The following is a 17,130-nucleotide window of genomic DNA, read 5'->3' as shown; positions in this document are numbered from 1 at the left end:
AAAATATGCCGCCCCGTCGCGCAGTCCGGCGTTCCGATCGGCGGGGCCGAACGTGGGGATTTCAAAGTTGATACCCTCGGGCGACCGGTTAAGTAGGTGAACGGGCAACATCGCGCCAATGCGTCTCCGGTCGCTCTCACTGGTTCTCGTCGCCGTCTGTGCCGTCGCCGTGCCGCTGGCCGCCGGATCGGCCGGCGCGGCGGCCGCGGAGAAACCGACGGTCGATCTCTCGGTCGGCGGAACCGCGATCAGCGAGGGCGAGACCTACGAGACGAGGACCGACGTCGGGATCAGGATCAACGCGTCGGTCGGTACCGACGCGGCCGCCGACACCGGGCTCTCGGAGATCGTCGTCCGGGTCGGCGGCGAGCGCGTCCGCTCGATCGCGGTCAACGGTAGTTCCGTGTCGGAGCAGGTGGCCCCGGACTTTTCGAACGGCGCCAACAGCGTCCGGGTGATCGTCACCGACGACGCGGGGAACGTCGAGTCGACCTCCTTCACCGTGAAAAAGGACGCCCAGGCGCCCCACGTCTACCTCACCAGCCCCTACGAGACGGCGCCGTGGAAGCCGATCGGCGACGGGACGGTGAACGGATCGCGAGCGACGATCGAGGGGAACATCATCGACGATTCCGCCGTCGAGAAAATTCACATCTCCCGGGAGTTCGCCGGGCAAAAGGACACGCGCGTCCTCCACCACGTCGGGGAGAACTTCTCCGTCGAGATGGATCTCGGGTTCACCGGCGAGGGCGGAAACGGCACCAACGACTTCCGGATCACCGCCGTCGACGAGTTCGGCAACGTCCGCATCTACACGTTTTCGATAGACACGACTGACGAGCGCCCGCCCGCCCTCTCGCTCGAACCGTTTCCCAACGAGACGACCCGCAACCAGGTTTTCCTCGGCGGCAGCGTCGACGACGACGTGGGCATCCAGAAGGGCACCATCGAGTTCTCCGGTCCGGACGGAAACGACACCGAGAGTCGCGAGATCAGCGCGCCGACCGAGTCGCTGCTGGATCGTGACCGACTCTCGACGACGTTCAACGAGTCGTTTTTCATGCTCTATCCGGGCACGTACGAGGCGACGATCACCGTAACCGACGTCACCGGAAAGGAGACGAGTCGGACGGTCACCATCGAGCGGCTGTCCCGTTCGGAGCGCGACGTCGCCCCGGAGATCGCCGTCGACCGCGATCGGACGGTCGTCGTCGCCAGCGACAGGCTCTTCCTCAGCGGCGTCGCGTTCGAGGGTGTCACCGAGCGCCTCGTCGTCGAGACGCGCCGCGCGGACACGGGCGAGACCCTCGACTATCAGGTCGTTCACTCGGGGTCGCGGAGCGACCGCGTCGAGTTCGACCGCGAGGTCGCGATCGGCGCCAATCGGACCGACGTGATCGTCCGCGCCACCGACGCGAAAGGCGTCGAACACACCAGCCGCTTCACCGTCGACGGGCGGACACGGGAGACGTTCGTCGACGAAAGCGGCGACGACGGCGACGCGGACTGGCCGCGAGTAACCGTCGAACCGCTCCGAGACGAACGCGAGGGGACGGCGACGTCGGCGGTGACGGTCCGCGGCGCCGCGGCGGGAACGACAGTCTCGATACCGGACGCGGACGGTCCGAACGCGGTCGTCGAGACGGCGAACGTCTCCGTCGAGACCCTCTCGATCGACCTCGCGACCGAGGCGAACGTCACCGCGAACGTCGTCGCCCGGGAGCGAGCGGGTACCCCCCTCGATGCGCCCGAGGGGTCGAGTTCCGCGGCGACCGTCACCGTCCAGCACTCCGTCGCCGACGCGGCTGTCGACGGTGTCACACTCGAACTCTCCGTCCGCCGCTCGTACCTCGAGGCCCAGGGGATCGACCCGGCGAACCTCACGGTCTACCGCCGCTCGGGCGGTAACTGGTCGGCGCTCGCCACGACCGCGTCGTCCAACGAAACTCACGTCGGCTACGAGGTCGATTCACCCGACCTCTCCGTGTTTTCGTTGGCGACGGATCCGGCACTCGCGTCGGCGGACGGGAGCGAGACGGCACCGAACGGGACCGAAACGGATGGCCCCGGTGACGGCGCGGCGGCGGACGGCGAGACAGCGCCGAACGGGACCGACGCCGAGGACCCCGAGGCGAACGTCGTGGTCCACAACGTCACGGTCAACCGGACAGCCGTCGCGGTCAACGAGTCGGTCGGCGTCAACGTCACCCTGCTGAACACGGGGGAGGGCGACGGCAGCTATACGCCCGGGCTCGAGACGGTCCACGGGATGAACGTCTCGTTCGTCGCGAAGAAGTCGGTCGCGGTCCCGGCGGGCGAACAGCGACAGGTCGCGTTCACGACGCGGTTCGCGACGGAGGGGAACCACACCGTGATGGTCAACGGGACCCAAGCCGGCCCGGTCGTCGTCGAGGGCGGCGGCGGGCTGCTCTCCATCCTCTCTATCTTCTCGTTCCTGTCCTTCCTGCCGCTTCGACTGATCGGGATGGCGATCGGCGGAATCGTCGGCCTCCTGCTGGTGCTCGTGCTCCTGCGGTTCGTGCTCGGGAAGGTCGGTGGCGGCGAGAGCACCGGCGGGTGAGCAACTCCGGCTGAGAAACGGCGGGTGAAAGCAGCGACCGCAAACCGATGATTCCGGGAGTCTTTACGACAGCTGCGACTCGACCCTGTCGACCAGTTCGGCGTTCCCGACGTAGACGGGACTGCGTTCGTGGAGTTCCTCGGGGTCGGCGTCGAGCAGGTCGCCGTACCCGTCGGAGACGCGGCCGCCGGCGGCGTCGACCACCAGTCCGACCGGCGCGCACTCGAAGCAGTAGCGGAGCTTTCCCTCCGGCGTGTCCTCGAGTTCGGGGTAGGCGAAGACGCCGCCGTGGGTGAGCACCTGTCCCACGTCGGCGATGAAGGCGCCGCCGTAGCGGAGTTTCAACCGCTCGTCCTCGAAGTCCTCGACGGCGGCCGTGACGCCGGCCGTCCAGTCGGGGCGGCGGCCGCCGAAAGCGTAGACCGTCGGATCGTCGGGGAGCGTGACGTCCTCGCGGAGCGGCGTGCGGTCGCCGTCCTCGATCAGGTACTCGTCGACGCGCTCGCCGTCGGTGACGACCATCGTGGTGTTGGGGCCGTAGAGGACGAACGCGGCGGCGACGAGGTCGCGGCCGCTCGCCGGGATCGGTTCGTCGTAGACGCCGACGATGGTCCCCATCGGGTTGTTCGACCGGAGGTTCGAGGAGCCGTCGAGCGGGTCGAGCGCGAGGTGGTACTCGCCGCCGTCCTCGGCGTAGCGCTGCTCTTCGCGCTCCTCGGAGGCGTAGGCGGCGACGGCGTCGAGTTCGAGCAGACGCTCGCAGAGGAGGTCGTCGGCGTACTCGTCGGCGGCGCGGACGCGCTCGCCGCTGGGGTTCTCGCGGTCGACGTACGCGCGGCGCTCGGGCAGCGCCTCGCGGATCTCCACGGCCGCTTCGCGGACGACGTCGAAGACGGCGTCGACCCCCGCGTCGCCGGTCCACTCGGCCGCCGACGGGGTCGACCGACTCATGCTTTCGGGGGTGCGGCCGAGAGCGCCTCGTCGACGGAGGCCTCCTCGTAGATGACCTTCTCCAGCGCGTCGAGGATGCGCCGCGGGTTCTCGCGCTGCCAGACGTTGCGGCCGACGGCGAGGCCGGCGCCGCCGGCGTCGATGACGTCCTTGACGTTCTCGAGGAACTCGCGGTCGTTTTTCTTCGACCCGCCGGACATGATCACCTTGGTCGGGCCCGACATCCGGTTGACCCGTTTCATGGCCTCCCGGCTGCCGGGGTACTTGACCTTCGCCACGTCGGCGCCGAGTTCGAGGCCGAGCCGGGCGGCGTAGGCGATGACGTCGTCTTTGGTGTCGTTCTTGACGCCCTGCCCGCGGGCGTAGGACCACATCACGACGGGGAGGTCGTACTCGCGGGCTTTCTCCTGGACCTCGCGGAACTCCTCGCACATCTCGACCTCGCAGTTCGTACCGGGGTAGACCGTGAAGCCGATGGACTCGGCGCCCAGTTCCTCGGCGGCGTACTCAACCGAGCAGTTGATGGCGCTGTCGGGTTCGCCCATCCAGAGGTTGGAGGTGCCGTTGAGCTTGGCGAGCAGCGACACGTCGTCCTCGTAGGAGGGGTAGTAGGCCTCGGCGACGCCCTTGCCGACTGCGAGCGACGTGACCGCGGGGTGTGTGGCGACCTCGAAGACGTGTTCCGGGTTCGCGCTCTCGGGCTGTGGGTCGAAATCGACCGGCCCGTGCTCGATACCGTGATCGTAGGCCAAAACGAGTACTTTCCCGTCCCGCGTGACCGGAGCGTCGTCGATGGGTCGCATTACGAACAGTCGTACTCGGACCGGCGTTATATATCTTCTTTCTGACACTATTTACTACCGCCCGAGTAAACGATTTCGCGTGACACGCGTTACCAATCGCTCTCGCTGCCGGATTCGTCTATCTGAACCGATCCAGAAACTTCGTGAAATCATCTGGCAACGAGCTGGCCAGTTCTCGAAAAGGTGACTGGTCTGGGTTTCCGGCGTGGTGACGGCGGCGCCGACCCGAGTCGCCAGCAGGCTTACGCCGGCGGCGGGCGGAGACAGGACCATGCGCGGACTCGATGCTATCGACACGGTCGGCGTTGTCGGCGCCGGCACCATGGGAAGCGGGATCGCTCAGGTCGCCACCCGGGAAGGGTACGAGGTCGTGCTCCGCGACGTGGAAGATCACCTCGTCGAGCGGGGGATCGAGACTCTCTCCAACGGTCTCGACCGGCTGGTCGACAAAGAGCAAGTCACTGCCGACGAGGCCCACGCGATGCGCGAGCGCGTCACCGGGACGACGGACCTGGCCGATCTGGCAGACGCTGACGTGGTGATCGAGGCGGTGGTCGAGAACGTGGACGTGAAGCGGGACGTGTTTGCGGACCTCGACGAGGTAACCGACGGGGACGTGGTGCTGGCGACGAACACGAGCACGCTGTCGATCACGACTATCGCCAGCGCCACCGAGCGGCCCGGGCAGGTCGTCGGCCTGCACTTCATGAACCCGGTGCCGGTCATGCGCGGCGTCGAGGTCGTCGTCGGCGAGAAGACTGCATCCGAGGTCACGGAGTTCGCCCACGCGTTCGCAGAGGCGCTCGGCAAGGAGACGTGGGAGGCCGACGACAAGCCGGGGTTCGTGACCAACCGGGTCCTCATGCCGTGGATCAACGAGGGCATCCGCGCCTACGACGAGGGCGTCGCCTCGAAGGAGGACGTCGACCGGGGGATGGAACTCGGGACGAACGTCCCGATGGGGCCGCTCGAACTGGCCGATCACATCGGCCTCGACGTCTGCCTGCACGCCACGGAGACGCTCCACGACGAACTGGGCGACCGCTACCAGCCGGCGTACCTCCTCAAGCGGAAGGTCGAGGCCGGCGACCTCGGGAAGAAGACGGGCGCGGGTTTCTACGAGTACGACTGAACCGGTGGGAGGAACCGAGAGGGTGAAATCCCCATCTGACCCACCGGAACGTCCTTTATACAAGGGTAAGAGAATCGAGTAATGACAGTTCGCCGCCCGGTCCTCTTCGGAGCAGTCGCGGTCCTGACCCTGATCGCGGTCGCCGCCGCCGGTCCCGTCGGGCCGGCGAGCGCAGCGCCGCCGCCCGAATCGCTCTGCGGCGTCTGTGGCGATGGGTTCGCCGAGGCCGCCGAGTACGCCGGCGTTCCGCTGACGGTCGAACACGGCGTGGCCACCATCGACGTCCACGAGAACGGAACCGGCCACTGGCACGCTCAAGTCCGCGTCTCCGACGGCGCAGCCGAGCGATTCGCCGCGAACGCGACCCTCCGCGAGTACGTCGTCCGGGAGGCGCTGGACCGGCGGAGCGTCGTCGGCGACCCGCGTGACCTGCGGACTTCCGTGAAGAACGGGACGCTCGTCGTCGACTTCGCCGCAGAGGGCGTGGCCCACCGGAGCGCTACGGGGGCCGTCCTCGTCGACCTGCTCGACGGGCGGACGCGGCGGAGCGGCCTTCAGATGGAGGCCGACGAACTCCGAATCCGCGGTCCCGAGGGGATGGCGGTCACTCGCACGCCGACTGGCGCGGCCATCGACGGGAACTCGGTCGTCTGGCGGGCCGAGGAGTCCGGCGTCCGACTCCAGTCCACGACCGGACTGGCGTTCGCGCCCACCGACGGGCCGCTCGGCCGGAGCGCGACGTCCGTTGCGGTCGTCGGCTTCGGCCTCACGCTCGTCGGCAGCAGCGTCCTCTTCCACGGGGTCCTCCCCGCGTTGTTCCTCGGCGGCGTGATCTTCGCAGTCCGGCGCTGGGGATCCGAACTACCCGCGGTCGACTCGATGCTGGTCGCTAAAGGCATCGTCGGCGTCGGTGCGACCGTCGTCGTCGCGGTCGGCGCTGCGTCGGTCGCTGGCTCCATCCTCGACGCCGCCGTCGCCGAGACGGTAGGCACCTTCGCGGGGGTGTATGCGCTCGTGGCTGCGGGCGTGCTGGCGCTCGACCGGCCGTCGGCCCGCGCCGCGTTCGGCTGGACGGTCCTCGCGGCCGCTATCGGCACGGCCGTTGCCAGCGTCGTCTCCGTCGTCGCCCTGCAGACGGCGTTGCTGTCGATCCCAGCAGCGCTTTGGTTCCCGCTCGGTCGCGCGGCTGGACGTAGCACGGCTGTCGCTCGGAGCGTGACCGGATTGCTGGTCGTCTCCCCGGTCTGTGCCGCCGTGCTGTTCCACCCGCCGTCGTCACCGCTGCTGGCGGTCCTCCTTTCGATTTTCACCACTATCCCCTGGGCCGGTGCGACGATCCTGTTCGGGGTTCCCCTGTACCTGCTCGGTCGCGGGATCGGCGAGAAGACGGGACCGGACGGCGAAGTGGACCCCCTGTCCGCCGCGAGCGCCGACTGAACCGCTATCGCCGCGCGCTCCCCGTCGCCGCACGCGGCGCGAAAATCGACACTAATCAACCCTTCGGTTTCGACTGGAAAATCGGGAGACGGAGCGGTCGCTTCTCGTCGTATCGCTCCTGTCGAAACGTACCTTCGACGCGTCCCCGTCGCAACCCTGTCGGCTGGAGACCACGGCTCACGCGTCCCGTATGAATATTTCGGTCCGGAACGGCCAGAACGTCCGAGCCGATACGGAATCGCTACCGAGTGGTCACCAGCGGTGGTGGACGTAGTCGGCGACATGCTCCTCGTAGATGTCGCGGACGGCGCCGTGAGTCTGGTGGGAGAGTGGGTCGAGGTCGGCGGCGTCGTCGTTCTCGCTGACGTGCTTCGGCGTGGTCGACCCGGGGATGACCGTCGAGACGGCGTCGTGGTCGAGGATCCAGCGGAGCGTGAACTGCGCCATCGTCGCCTCGTCGGGGACGAACGGGCGCAGGTCGTCGACGGCGCGCAGACCGTCCTCGAAGGGGACGCCGGCGAACGTCTCGCCGCCCTTGCGGCCGACGCCGGCCTCGACGCCGTCCTCGGCGGCGGTGCGTCGGTGGTCGCTCTCGCCGAAGTCCTCGACGCCCTCGAAGGCGTCGGCGAGCAGGCCCGACGCCAGCGGGACGCGCACGATGATCCCGACGTCCTCGTTGGCGGCGCGTTCGAAGAATCGCTCGGCCGGCCGCTGGCGGAGCGGGTTGAAGATGATCTGGACCGTCTCGACGACGTCGTACTCGATGGCTTTCGCCGCCTCCTCGACCTTCTCGACGCTGACGCCAGCGTGGTCGATCTTCCCCTCGTCGCGCAGATCCTCGAGCACCCGGAAGTTCTCGGGCTCGTAGAACGCCGACGTCTCCGGGCAGTGCAGCTGGACGAGATCCAGCGAGTCGACGCCGAGGCGGTCGAGCGACCCGTCGACGGACGACCGGAGGCCGTCCTCGGAGTGGCCGCCGTCCTCGTCGGGCGCGGCCTTCGTCACGACGTAGATGCGCCGGTCCGGGTCGCGCTCGTCGAGGACCTCACTGATGAGTCGCTCGGCGCGGCCGTCGCCGTACACCTCGGCGGTGTCGATGAAGTTGACGCCGTCGTCGAGCGCCGTGCGGATCGCCTCCTTGGCCTGTTCGTCGGTCACGTCGCCCCAGCTGGGACCGACGTTCCAGGTCCCCAGACCGATCTCCGTGACGTCGTACCCCGTCGAACCGAACTGTCGCGTGTCCATGACCGGATCCACGGGCGGTGGCGCGAAAAAGGTGGGTAATTCGGTCTGTACTTCCTCGTTTCGCGGTCGGCCGTTCCGGACCGATCGGCGGTCGAACACGTCGGACCGTCGGCGCGGCTCCCCAACATATTTCGACGTGACTCCGGAACTCCCAGACGTGCCAGACGACACCGACACGGCGCCCGCGGGGGCCGGCGCCGATCCGGAGGACGCCTTCGCGCTCATCGGCAACGAGACGCGGGCGGCCATCCTCCGCGCGCTCGGCGAGACGCCCCACGAGGGCGTCCCCTTCTCCGATCTCCGCGCGCGCGTCGACGCGACGATGGACAGCGGGCGGTTCAACTACCACCTCTCGGAGCTCGTGGGGCAGTTCGTCGACCGCGACGACGACGGGTACACGCTCAGGGCCGAGGGGCTCGCGCTCTACAGGCAGATCCGGGCCGGGACGTTCAACCGCCGAGCGACCGTCGGGCCGTTCGAGGTCGGTCTCGACTGTTACTTCTGCGGTGTCCCGGTCGAGGGCGAGTACGAGGACGGCACGTTCGAACTGCGCTGTCCGGGCTGTGACCACGTGTACTCGCACGCGCAACTACCGCCCAGTACAGTCGAGACCGGTGACACTGGCGACCTCCTCGAACGCGTCGACCAGTACAACCGCCACGAGATGCTCGCCTACGCCCGTGGCGTCTGTCCGACCTGCGTCAGCCCACTCGACACCGAGTTCGTCCGCGGCGAGGACGTCTGGTCCGAGGGGAGCGAGCGCTTCGACGTGTTCGTCGCCAGCGAGTGCGACCACTGCGGCGCCCGCCACTACATGTCCGTCGGCCTCACGGTGCTCTATCACCCCGCGGTCGTCGCGTTCTTCCACGACCACGGCATCGACGTGACCAGCCGCCCCCACTGGGAACTCGAGTGGGCGATGACCAACGAGTCCCTGACGGTCCGCGACACCGACCCCTGGAAGGTCGCGCTGGCAGTCGAGCGCGACGGCGAACGGCTCGAACTCGTCGTCGACGAGGACCTGTCGGTCGAGGCGTCGCGGTCCTGAGGCGGTCTGGCGTCACGCCTCGTCGGCCCGCTTCGCTCGCTCCCGGCTGACGGTCCAGACGCCGACGGCCATCAGGGCGCCGCCGGCGGCGAACCCCGCGCCGAGTCGCTCGCCGAGCAGCGCCGCGCCGAGGGCGGCACCGACGACCGGCTGGGCGAAGAAGAAGACGGCGACGGTGCCCGCGGAGACGTATTCGAGGCCCTTGTACCAGAGGTACCAGGCGGCGGCCGTCGACGCCAGCCCGAGGTAGCCGACCGCGAACGCGCTCGCGGCGTTCAGCGGGAGGTCACCCGGCCCGTACCCGAGCGCGGCGAGTTCGACGACCGACAGCACGCCGAGCATCGGCACGGCGGCAAGCGTCGCGTAGGTCGCGGCGGTCAGCGCCGAGTACCGACGGACCAGCGGCGCGCCCCAGACGGTAAAGCCCGCCCAGGCGACGCTCGCGACGAGGAGGAGCGCGACGCCGAGGGCGTTGCCGGCCGCGATCCCACCGAGGTCGTACTGCCCGGCGAGGACCACGACCGTGCCGATCCCCGCCAGCGCGACACCAGCGGCCTTCCGTCGGGTCACCCGCTCACCCAGCACCGCCGCGCCGAGCGCGACTGTAAAGACTGGGGTCAACACGGTCAACAGCGACCCCTGGCTCGCGTTCGTGAGGTCGGTGCCGAGGAACTGCGTCGCGATGGTGAGGGTGACCCAGCCCCCGAGAGCGAGGAAGCGCGGCCAGTCCGAGCGCGCGACCGACGTCCCGCCGTCGGTCGCGGTCGACGCCCCCCTCGATTCCCCGACCCGGAGCACCGCGAGGAGCGCGGCCCCGCCCAGTGCGACCCGGAGAAACCCGAGGGTGACGGGCGGAATCACCGAGAATCCCCACTTGCTGACGACGTACATCCCGCCCCACAATCCCGCGGCTGTCAGCGGCCCGAGGGCGAACGCGTATCGTCTGAGTCCAGTCACGAGTAGGAGCGAGCGCCGAGAGACGGTCGGGGAGTCAACCGCCGAGGTAGAGCTTCGACACCTGGTCGTCTTCGAGGAGTCCGTCCGCGGCCCCCTCGAACCTGACGGTCCCCTGGTCGAGGACGTACCCGCGGTCCGAGATGTCGAGTCCCTTCGTCGCGTTCTGTTCGACCATCAGGATCGCCGTGTCGAGTTCGTTGACGGCCTGGACGTGGCCGAACACGTCGTCGGCGGTGTTCGGCGCCAGCCCGGCGGAGGGTTCGTCTATCAGGAGCACGTCCGGTTCCATCACGAGCGCGCGGGCGAACGCGAGGACCTGCCGCTGGCCTCCCGAGAGGGTCCGCGCCTTCGCGGCCCGCTTCTCGTCGAGCAGCTCGAACCGGTCGTAGAGACGGCCGATCGCCTCGTCGAGCCCCTCCTCGCGTGCGACGCCGCCCATCCGGAGGTTCTCGTCGATGGTGAGCGAGCCGAACACGTTGTCGGTCTGGGGGACGAAGCCGATCCCCTCGCGGACGATGTCCTCGGGGGCCATCCCGCCGATGTCGCGGCCGTGGTACTGGATAGTGCCCTCCCACGGCGAGAGCAGGCCGAACACGGTCTTCAGCACCGTGGACTTGCCGGCGCCGTTCGGGCCGATGAGACAGACGATCTCCGTCTCGTCGAGGTGCATCGAGAGGTCGTCGAGGACCTGCACCTCTCCGTACCCGCTGTCGACGTTCGCGAGTTCGAGGACGTGGTCGCTCACGTGCCACCCCCGAGGTACGCCCCGATGACGCGATCGTCCGTCTGCACGCGCTGGGGCGGCCCTTCCATGAGGACGCTCCCCTGGTCCAGTACCACGACCGGGTCGGCGAGTGTCATCACGAAGTCCATGTCGTGTTCGATGAGCAGGCAGGTCGTCCCCTCCTCGTTGAGCCGCTGGATCTGGTCCGCGAGCTTGTTCCGGAGCGTCGGGTTGACGCCGGCCACCGGTTCGTCCAGCAGCAGGATCTCCGGTTCCGCCAGCATCGCCCGCGCGAGTTCGACCAGCTTCATCTGTCCGCCGGAGATGTCGGTCGCCGGCTGGGTCGCGAGGTGGTCGATCTCGAACTCCTCGAGGATCCGCTGGGCGTCCGCGAGGTTCCGCTGCTCCGCCTCGCCGACCGCGCCCGGCGACGTGAGGAGGTTCACGAACGACTCGCCGGGCTGGCGTCGCGGTCCGACGAGCATCGCTTCGCGGACGGTCATCCCCTCGAGCTTGCGCGGGGTCTGGAACGTCCGGATCAGCCCGTGGTCGGCGACCTCGTACGGTTCCTTCCCGGTCACGTCGACCCCGTTGACCTCGATGCGACCGCCGTCGGGCTCGTAGAAGCCCGAGACGAGGTTGAAGAGAGTCGACTTGCCGGCGCCGTTCGGACCGATGAGGCCGGTGATCGTCCCGCGTTCGACCTCGAAGGTGGCGTGGTCGGTCGCGACGAGGCCGCCGAAGGACTTCTGGAGGTCCTCGACGCGGAGGACGACGTTGTCCCCCGCGCGGTCGGCGTCGGTCTCGACCGCCCGGTCGACCGGTTCTTCGACGTCACTCATCGCCACCACCTGCCTTGACGTCGCGGACGCCGGAATCCGGCCTCGAGGGCGGCTCGTCGACGGCCGATGGCCAGATGAGTTCCCGCTGCGGCGGGAGGACGCCCTCCGGCCGGAACCGCATGATCACGACGATGAGGGCGCCGATCAGCAGCAGCCGCAGCGGCGCCACGTCGACGGGGATCCACCCGAACTCGTTGAGGAAGCGGGTCCCCTCGCGGATGGCGACGATGACGAACCCGCCGAACAGCGCGCCGCGGTTCGACCCGCTGCCGCCGAGGATCACAGCCACCCAGACGTAGAACGTCGTCACGGGGTCGAGTTCGCCCGGGCCGACGAAGAGGTTCAAGTGGGCGTAGAAGACGCCGGCCAGCGCCATGATCACGCTGCCGAGCACGAACGACTGCATCTTGAACGAGTAGGTGTGCTTGCCCAGCGCCCGCGCGAGATCCTCGTCCGAGCGGATCGTCCGCAGGACGCGCCCCCACGGCGAGCGGTGGACCCGGCGCAACAGGGCGTAGCTCGCGCCGACGAACGTCAGGACGAGGGCGACGTTCAACAGCGCCGACCAGAACGACGTGCCGAGCAGCAGCGTCGACGACGGGATCACGAACTCCAGCCCGAAGTCGACTAACGGGAGCCCGATCGTCGTCCGCCAACCGGGCGAGACGATTATCTCCAGCCCCGGCATCGCCTCGGGGAACGTCGACAGGATCGGCCACCCCTCGAAGAATCCCGGAATGCCGCGGACGCCCGCAGTCCCGTTCGTCCACTGGTCCTCGTTTTTGACGATGGTGCGGACGACCTCGGCCAGGCCCAGCGAGGCGATGGCGAGGTAGTCCGCGCGGAGTCGGAGCGTCGGGATCCCGATCAAGACGGCGACGACGGCCGCGAGGACGAGCGCGACGAGGAGGCCAACGATCGGGTTGAAGTCGACGGGGAGCGGTGAACTGTCCGCCGTCATGAGGGCGGTCCCGTACGCGCCGAGGCCGAAGAACGCGGCGACGCTGAAGTTGATCAGCCCGGTGAACCCCCACTGGGCGTTCAGGCCGAACGACAGCAGCGCGTACATGCCCGCGATGCCGACGAGGAACAGGAAGTACGTCGGCGCGAGCGCGCCGCTGAGAAGGCCGAAGAGGAGGAGCGCGGCGAAGCCGACGACGAAGCCGGTGACGCCTTGCTCGGCGCGCGTCAGGTCGGCCCAGTACGTCTGGGCCCGCGTGACTGCGCTCATCTCAGACCGCCTCCCCGGCGATCCCTTGCGGCCGGACGAGCAGGACGACCACCATGATGACGAACGCCACCGCGCTGGCGTACCGGTTCTCGATGGGGATGCCGAAGCTGTCGGAGACGAACGGCAGGACCGCGCCGATCTGGGTGAGCAGCGGGACGAGTTCGTGGATCATGCCAATGAGGAACCCCCCGAGCATCGCTCCGTAGACCGACCCGATCCCGCCGAGGATGACCGCCGCGAAGATCAGCAACAGGAGGTCGAAGCCCATCCGCGGCCGCAGGAGGTTGAACAGCCCGAGGAAGACGCCCCCGGAGCCGGCGAGGCCCGCGCCGATGATCCACGTCCAGAGCTTGATCCGGTCGGTGCGGATGCCGCTCACGCGGGCGAGGTCGGGATTGTCCGCCATCGCGCGCATCTTCCGACCGAGGTCGCTGTACTGCAACAGGACGTGCAGTCCGGTGACGAGCACGGCCGCCGAGATCACGATCGCCACGTCGTGTTCAGTCACGCGGATGTTGTACGGGAGCAGCCACTCGATGGGACGGAGCGTCTGGATGTCGTAGCGGACGGCGTCGGCGCCGAACTGCATCTGGATGACCGCGCGGTAGATGAACGCGATGCCGATCGAGGTGATCAGCATCCCGATCGAGTCGACATCTAGCCCCTCGTAGACGAGCTTCTCGGTGACGACGGCGACGACCGCGGCCGCGGCGATCCCCACGAGCAGCGCGATGAAGAAGCCGATGGGGAGCCCGAGGACCGCGACGCCGCCGATGCCGCCAACGAAGCCGAAGGCGACGAACGACGAGTAGGCGCCGATCGTCATCGTGTCTCCGTGGGCGAAGTTGGCGAAGTCGGCGATGCTGTAGATCAGGGAGAGGCCGATGCTCCCGAGGACGATGATGCTGCTGTAAATCAGCCCGCTCGCGATGTGATCGAGGAGGACCATCGGTCCTCAGGACTCGATGAAGCCGGTCCCGGCGTAGTCGTGGTCCTGCACGGTGAGGATCTGCAGGAACCCGACCGGGTCGCCGTTCTCGTCGAAGTCGATCGGCCCGCTCACGCCCTGGTAGTCGACCTCGTCGGCGCTACCGCCGTCGGCGAGGATGTCGTGTGCGGCCTCGTAGGTCGTGACCTTCTCGCCCTCGGGGCGGCTCACCTCGCGGACGGTCTCCTGGAGCGCTGCGCCGGTGAACTCGTCGGCCGCCTGTATCGCCAGCGCCGCGTTGACGACGCAGTCGTAGGCGTAGGCGGACCACGAGGTCGGCGACTCGCTGTACTCCTCCTCGAACCTGCTCGCGAACTCCTTGTAGTTGTCCTGTTCGACCGGCGCCGAGGGCACGACGATCTTCATGCCTTCCATGCTCCCCTCGGGCGTGTTACTGAGTACGTCGTCGCCGGAGACGGAGTCGGCGCCGTACAGCTGGGCCTCGTACCCGCTGGAGTAGATCTCGTTGACCATCGTGGCGAACTCCGCCTGGTACGTGATGAACAGCCACGCGTCCGCGGCGGAGCTGTTCATCTCCGAGAGGGCCCCGGAGTACGACTGCTGGTCCTGGTCGTGAGCCTGATTGTACGCGACCTCGCCGTCCCACGCCTCGACGAAGGCGTCGGCGAGGCTCTGCCCGTAGTTGTTGTTGACGTAGGTGACCGCCACCGTGTCGTAGCCGTCCTCGGCGATGATGTCCGCCAGCGCCGTCGACTGCGTGCGGCCGGTCGGCGACATCCGGAGCAGGCCGGGGAAGTCGGTCAGCCCGAGTCCGGTCGAGTTCTGGCTCAGCTGCACGACGTCGGTGTCCTGGACGACGCTCTCGTAGATCGCCAGCGAGACGCCCGAGCCCACGGACCCGATGAGGAACGGGACGCCGTCCTGGTTGACGAGTTTCTGGGCCGCCGAGATGCCGCCCTGGTTTTCGGAGCCGGAGTCTTCGACGGCGACTTCGAGGTCTCGACCCTTGATCCCCACGTCGTTGACCGTCGCCAGCGCGAGGTCCTTCCCGCGCTGGTTGCGCTCGCCGAACGCCGACAGCGACCCCGTCAGCGAGTCCACCATCCCGATCGTGTAGGGATCGTCGCTCCCGCCGTCGCTCGAGGACGTTTCGGTCTCCGTGTTGCCGCTTCCGCCGTCGCCCTCCCCGTCAGTTCCGCTCCCGCCGTCGCCGCCGTCGCCGCCGTCGCCGCCGTCACCGTCGGTCGTGTTCACACAGCCGGCCAGTCCGGCGAGACCCACCCCACCCGTCAACTTCAACAGCGTTCGTCGGTCGATGTCGTCCTTGGTATATCGTGGCATACGTTCTATAAACTAATGAGACGAGCGGGGTTAAGCCCAACCCTCCCATGGTCGGGGATCGCCGATTTCGTCCGTCTCGGCCGTCGTCAGACCCGTTACGGGCGGGGACTCTGTTTTCATCATGCAGGTAGGCGCTGAAACGATTGGTCGGGTTCCCTTATAGGGGCGTGCCGGACCGAGTCGGTGATATGATCCCGCCGATCGCCAGCGACTTCGTGGCCGGTGAGACGCCGGAGACGGCGCTCGCACACGTCGACGACCTGAACGAGGACGGTGTGGCCGCAATCGTGAACCTCCTGGGCGAGCACTACGAGGAACGCGCGGCCGCGGACGCGGACGCAGACGAGTACGTCGAACTGGCCGCGCTCATAGCCGAGCGGGGCGCCGACGCCTGCATCTCCGTCAAGCCGAGCCAGATCGGACTGGAAGTCGGCGCGACGGCGTTCGAGGAGAACCTCGCGCGCATCGTCGACGCCGCCGACTCGTTCGTCTGGGTCGACATGGAGGACCACGAGACGACGGACGTGACCCTGGACGCCGTCGAGCGCCACGCCGTCGAGACAGGGGGGCGAGTCGGGGTCTGTCTGCAGGCGAACCTGAAGCGGACGCCCGACGACCTCGAACGGTTCGCCGACCTCCCCGGCAAGGTGCGACTGGTCAAGGGCGCCTACGACGAGCCCGCCGAGATCGCGTACAGAGAGAAGGCGCGGGTCGACGAGGCCTACCGGGAGTGCCTGCGGTACATGTTCCGCGAGTTCGACGACGGGGTGGCCGTCGGGAGCCACGACCCGGCGATGATCGACCTCGCGCGCGACCTCCACGCGGAGTTCGGGACGCCCTACGAGGTGCAGATGCTGATGGGCGTCCGCGAGGACGAGCAGTACGCGCTCGCCGACGAGGTCGACGTCTACCAGTACATCCCGTACGGGAGCAAGTGGTTCTCGTACTTCTACCGGCGGATCAGGGAACGGAAGTCGAACGCCCTGTTCGCGCTCAGATCCGTCGTCGGCGTCTGAGCTCGGGAGCACCGACCGAATTCGAACCTGTGAGCGGCGACCGAACCGAGATATCGCCGTCGGCTGCGGCCGTGAAGACTGACGCCGTGTGGTCCGTTCTGCGAGACAGATGTTACGGGTCGAGGAGTTTCGACTCGGCCTTGCGCAGGTGTTCGAGCAGCGTGGTCTTCGAGACGTCGAGGTCGGCGGCCAGTTCGCGGGTGGAGGTCCCGCGCGGCCAGTCGTAGTATCCCACCTCGCGGGCGTGTTCGAAGACCTCGCGCTGGGTGGTCGTGAGCGTGTCCAGGCGCTGGTCGCGCTCGGTCCCGCTGGAGGGCTCGCCGGTCGTGATCGAGTCGACGGTCACCTCGGCGCCGGCCTGCTCGCGCACGCCGTCGAGCGCGTCCTCGATCGCCGAGCGGTCCTCGACGAAGCAGACTTCCCACTGTTCGCGGCCGTTCTCGATTCTGACCGGCGCGCTGTGGACGAACCCGTATTCCAGCAGCGTCGGACACACCATGTCGTCGGGGTCGTACTCGAGGAAGAACTCGCGGACGACGTTGCCCGGCGTGTTCCGCCCGCGCCCGAACCGCTCCTGGAGTTCCAGCACTTCGCCCGAGCGGTCCGACGCGCGGATGGCGTCGAGCAGGTCCTCGACGGCGGCCTCGTCGTCGCCGAAAGCGGTGAACAGCCCGTTGACCGAGGCCGGCCGTTCGCCGTCCGTCTGCGGCGAGTTGTAGATGGCGTGTGCGAGGACGCCGCCGCCCGTCTGTTCGGTCGCCTCGATCGCCCAGCAGTTCGGATGCCACAGGTCCAGCGTCAGTCGCGTCCCGGCTATCTGATCCGCGATACTCATGTGTATCGTATGCCTCGAGCGGGCATTTGCCTGCCGGT

The 17,130-nt window shown here is 68.2% G+C and carries 15 protein-coding genes; 5 read left to right on the top strand and 10 right to left on the bottom strand.

The features are described 5' to 3' along the window. Positions 1-118 precede the first annotated feature (118 nt). The gene (locus AB2U09_RS10660; RefSeq protein ID WP_459192693.1) at positions 119-2,581 is read left to right on the top strand and encodes a hypothetical protein; all 2,463 of its coding nucleotides are present in this window, start codon (positions 119-121) and stop codon (positions 2,579-2,581) included. A gap of 63 nt (positions 2,582-2,644) precedes the next feature. Here AB2U09_RS10660 and AB2U09_RS10655 read toward each other — a convergent pair whose 3' ends face one another. Then, positions 2,645-3,532 carry a class 1 fructose-bisphosphatase gene (locus AB2U09_RS10655; protein WP_459192692.1) on the bottom strand — a complete coding sequence of 296 codons (888 nt, stop codon included), beginning with the start codon at positions 3,530-3,532 and terminating at the stop codon, positions 2,645-2,647. Further along, entirely contained in the window at positions 3,529-4,335 is an 807-nt protein-coding gene (locus AB2U09_RS10650) for a class I fructose-bisphosphate aldolase (RefSeq protein WP_459192691.1), read from the bottom strand. Before AB2U09_RS10650 ends, AB2U09_RS10655 begins: the two co-directional genes overlap by 4 nt. 271 nt (positions 4,336-4,606) lie before the next feature. Here AB2U09_RS10650 and AB2U09_RS10645 point away from each other — a divergent pair, with 271 nt between their 5' ends. After that, positions 4,607-5,467, top strand: coding sequence for a 3-hydroxyacyl-CoA dehydrogenase family protein (locus tag AB2U09_RS10645; protein WP_459192690.1), 861 nt, complete (start codon positions 4,607-4,609; stop codon positions 5,465-5,467). A gap of 81 nt (positions 5,468-5,548) precedes the next feature. Then, entirely contained in the window at positions 5,549-6,904 is a 1,356-nt protein-coding gene (locus tag AB2U09_RS10640; protein WP_459192689.1) for a hypothetical protein, read from the top strand. A gap of 252 nt (positions 6,905-7,156) precedes the next feature. Here AB2U09_RS10640 and AB2U09_RS10635 read toward each other — a convergent pair whose 3' ends face one another. Then, on the bottom strand, positions 7,157-8,149 hold the full coding sequence (locus AB2U09_RS10635) for an aldo/keto reductase (protein ID WP_459192688.1): 993 nt from the start codon (positions 8,147-8,149) through the stop codon (positions 7,157-7,159). Between the two features lie 157 nt (positions 8,150-8,306). On the opposite strand from AB2U09_RS10635, the gene AB2U09_RS10630 reads away from it, so the two are divergent. Beyond that, positions 8,307-9,197 carry a winged helix-turn-helix domain-containing protein gene (locus AB2U09_RS10630; protein WP_459192687.1) on the top strand — a complete coding sequence of 297 codons (891 nt, stop codon included), beginning with the start codon at positions 8,307-8,309 and terminating at the stop codon, positions 9,195-9,197. Between the two features lie 12 nt (positions 9,198-9,209). Here the strand turns inward: AB2U09_RS10630 and AB2U09_RS10625 are convergent, their stop codons facing one another. The 6 genes from AB2U09_RS10625 to AB2U09_RS10600 all read right to left on the bottom strand — a co-directional run bounded on the left by AB2U09_RS10625 (position 9,210) and on the right by AB2U09_RS10600 (position 15,241). Then, positions 9,210-10,088: a DMT family transporter gene (locus AB2U09_RS10625; RefSeq protein ID WP_459192827.1), complete on the bottom strand. Its 879-nt coding sequence runs from the start codon at positions 10,086-10,088 to the stop codon at positions 9,210-9,212. A 100-nt stretch (positions 10,089-10,188) separates the two neighbouring features. Further along, positions 10,189-10,899, bottom strand: a complete 711-nt coding sequence (locus tag AB2U09_RS10620) for an ABC transporter ATP-binding protein (protein ID WP_459192686.1) — start codon at positions 10,897-10,899, stop codon at positions 10,189-10,191. Next, positions 10,896-11,720, bottom strand: a complete 825-nt coding sequence (locus AB2U09_RS10615; protein ID WP_459192685.1) for an ABC transporter ATP-binding protein — start codon at positions 11,718-11,720, stop codon at positions 10,896-10,898. Before AB2U09_RS10615 ends, AB2U09_RS10620 begins: the two co-directional genes overlap by 4 nt. Continuing rightward, the gene (locus tag AB2U09_RS10610; protein WP_459192684.1) at positions 11,713-12,951 is read right to left on the bottom strand and encodes a branched-chain amino acid ABC transporter permease; all 1,239 of its coding nucleotides are present in this window, start codon (positions 12,949-12,951) and stop codon (positions 11,713-11,715) included. The genes AB2U09_RS10615 and AB2U09_RS10610 overlap by 8 nt, the downstream gene beginning before the upstream one ends. Position 12,952: 1 nt before the next feature. After that, a complete protein-coding gene (locus AB2U09_RS10605) occupies positions 12,953-13,900 on the bottom strand; it encodes a branched-chain amino acid ABC transporter permease (RefSeq protein WP_459192683.1) in 948 nt (315 codons plus the stop codon). Positions 13,901-13,906: 6 nt separating this feature from the next. Continuing rightward, positions 13,907-15,241 (bottom strand): ABC transporter substrate-binding protein, encoded by a 1,335-nt coding sequence (locus AB2U09_RS10600; RefSeq protein WP_459192682.1) that lies wholly within the window; start codon positions 15,239-15,241, stop codon positions 13,907-13,909. A 188-nt stretch (positions 15,242-15,429) separates the two neighbouring features. Here AB2U09_RS10600 and AB2U09_RS10595 point away from each other — a divergent pair, with 188 nt between their 5' ends. Beyond that, positions 15,430-16,257, top strand: coding sequence for a proline dehydrogenase family protein (locus AB2U09_RS10595; protein ID WP_459192681.1), 828 nt, complete (start codon positions 15,430-15,432; stop codon positions 16,255-16,257). Between the two features lie 112 nt (positions 16,258-16,369). Here the strand turns inward: AB2U09_RS10595 and AB2U09_RS10590 are convergent, their stop codons facing one another. Next, positions 16,370-17,092, bottom strand: a complete 723-nt coding sequence (locus tag AB2U09_RS10590) for a helix-turn-helix domain-containing protein (RefSeq protein ID WP_459192680.1) — start codon at positions 17,090-17,092, stop codon at positions 16,370-16,372. Positions 17,093-17,130: the final 38 nt, after the last annotated feature.

It is taken from the genome of Halosimplex yunnanense (genome assembly GCF_054504345.1).
Note: the sequence above shows the minus strand (reverse complement) of the source record. Positions and strands in the feature narration are given on the sequence as shown.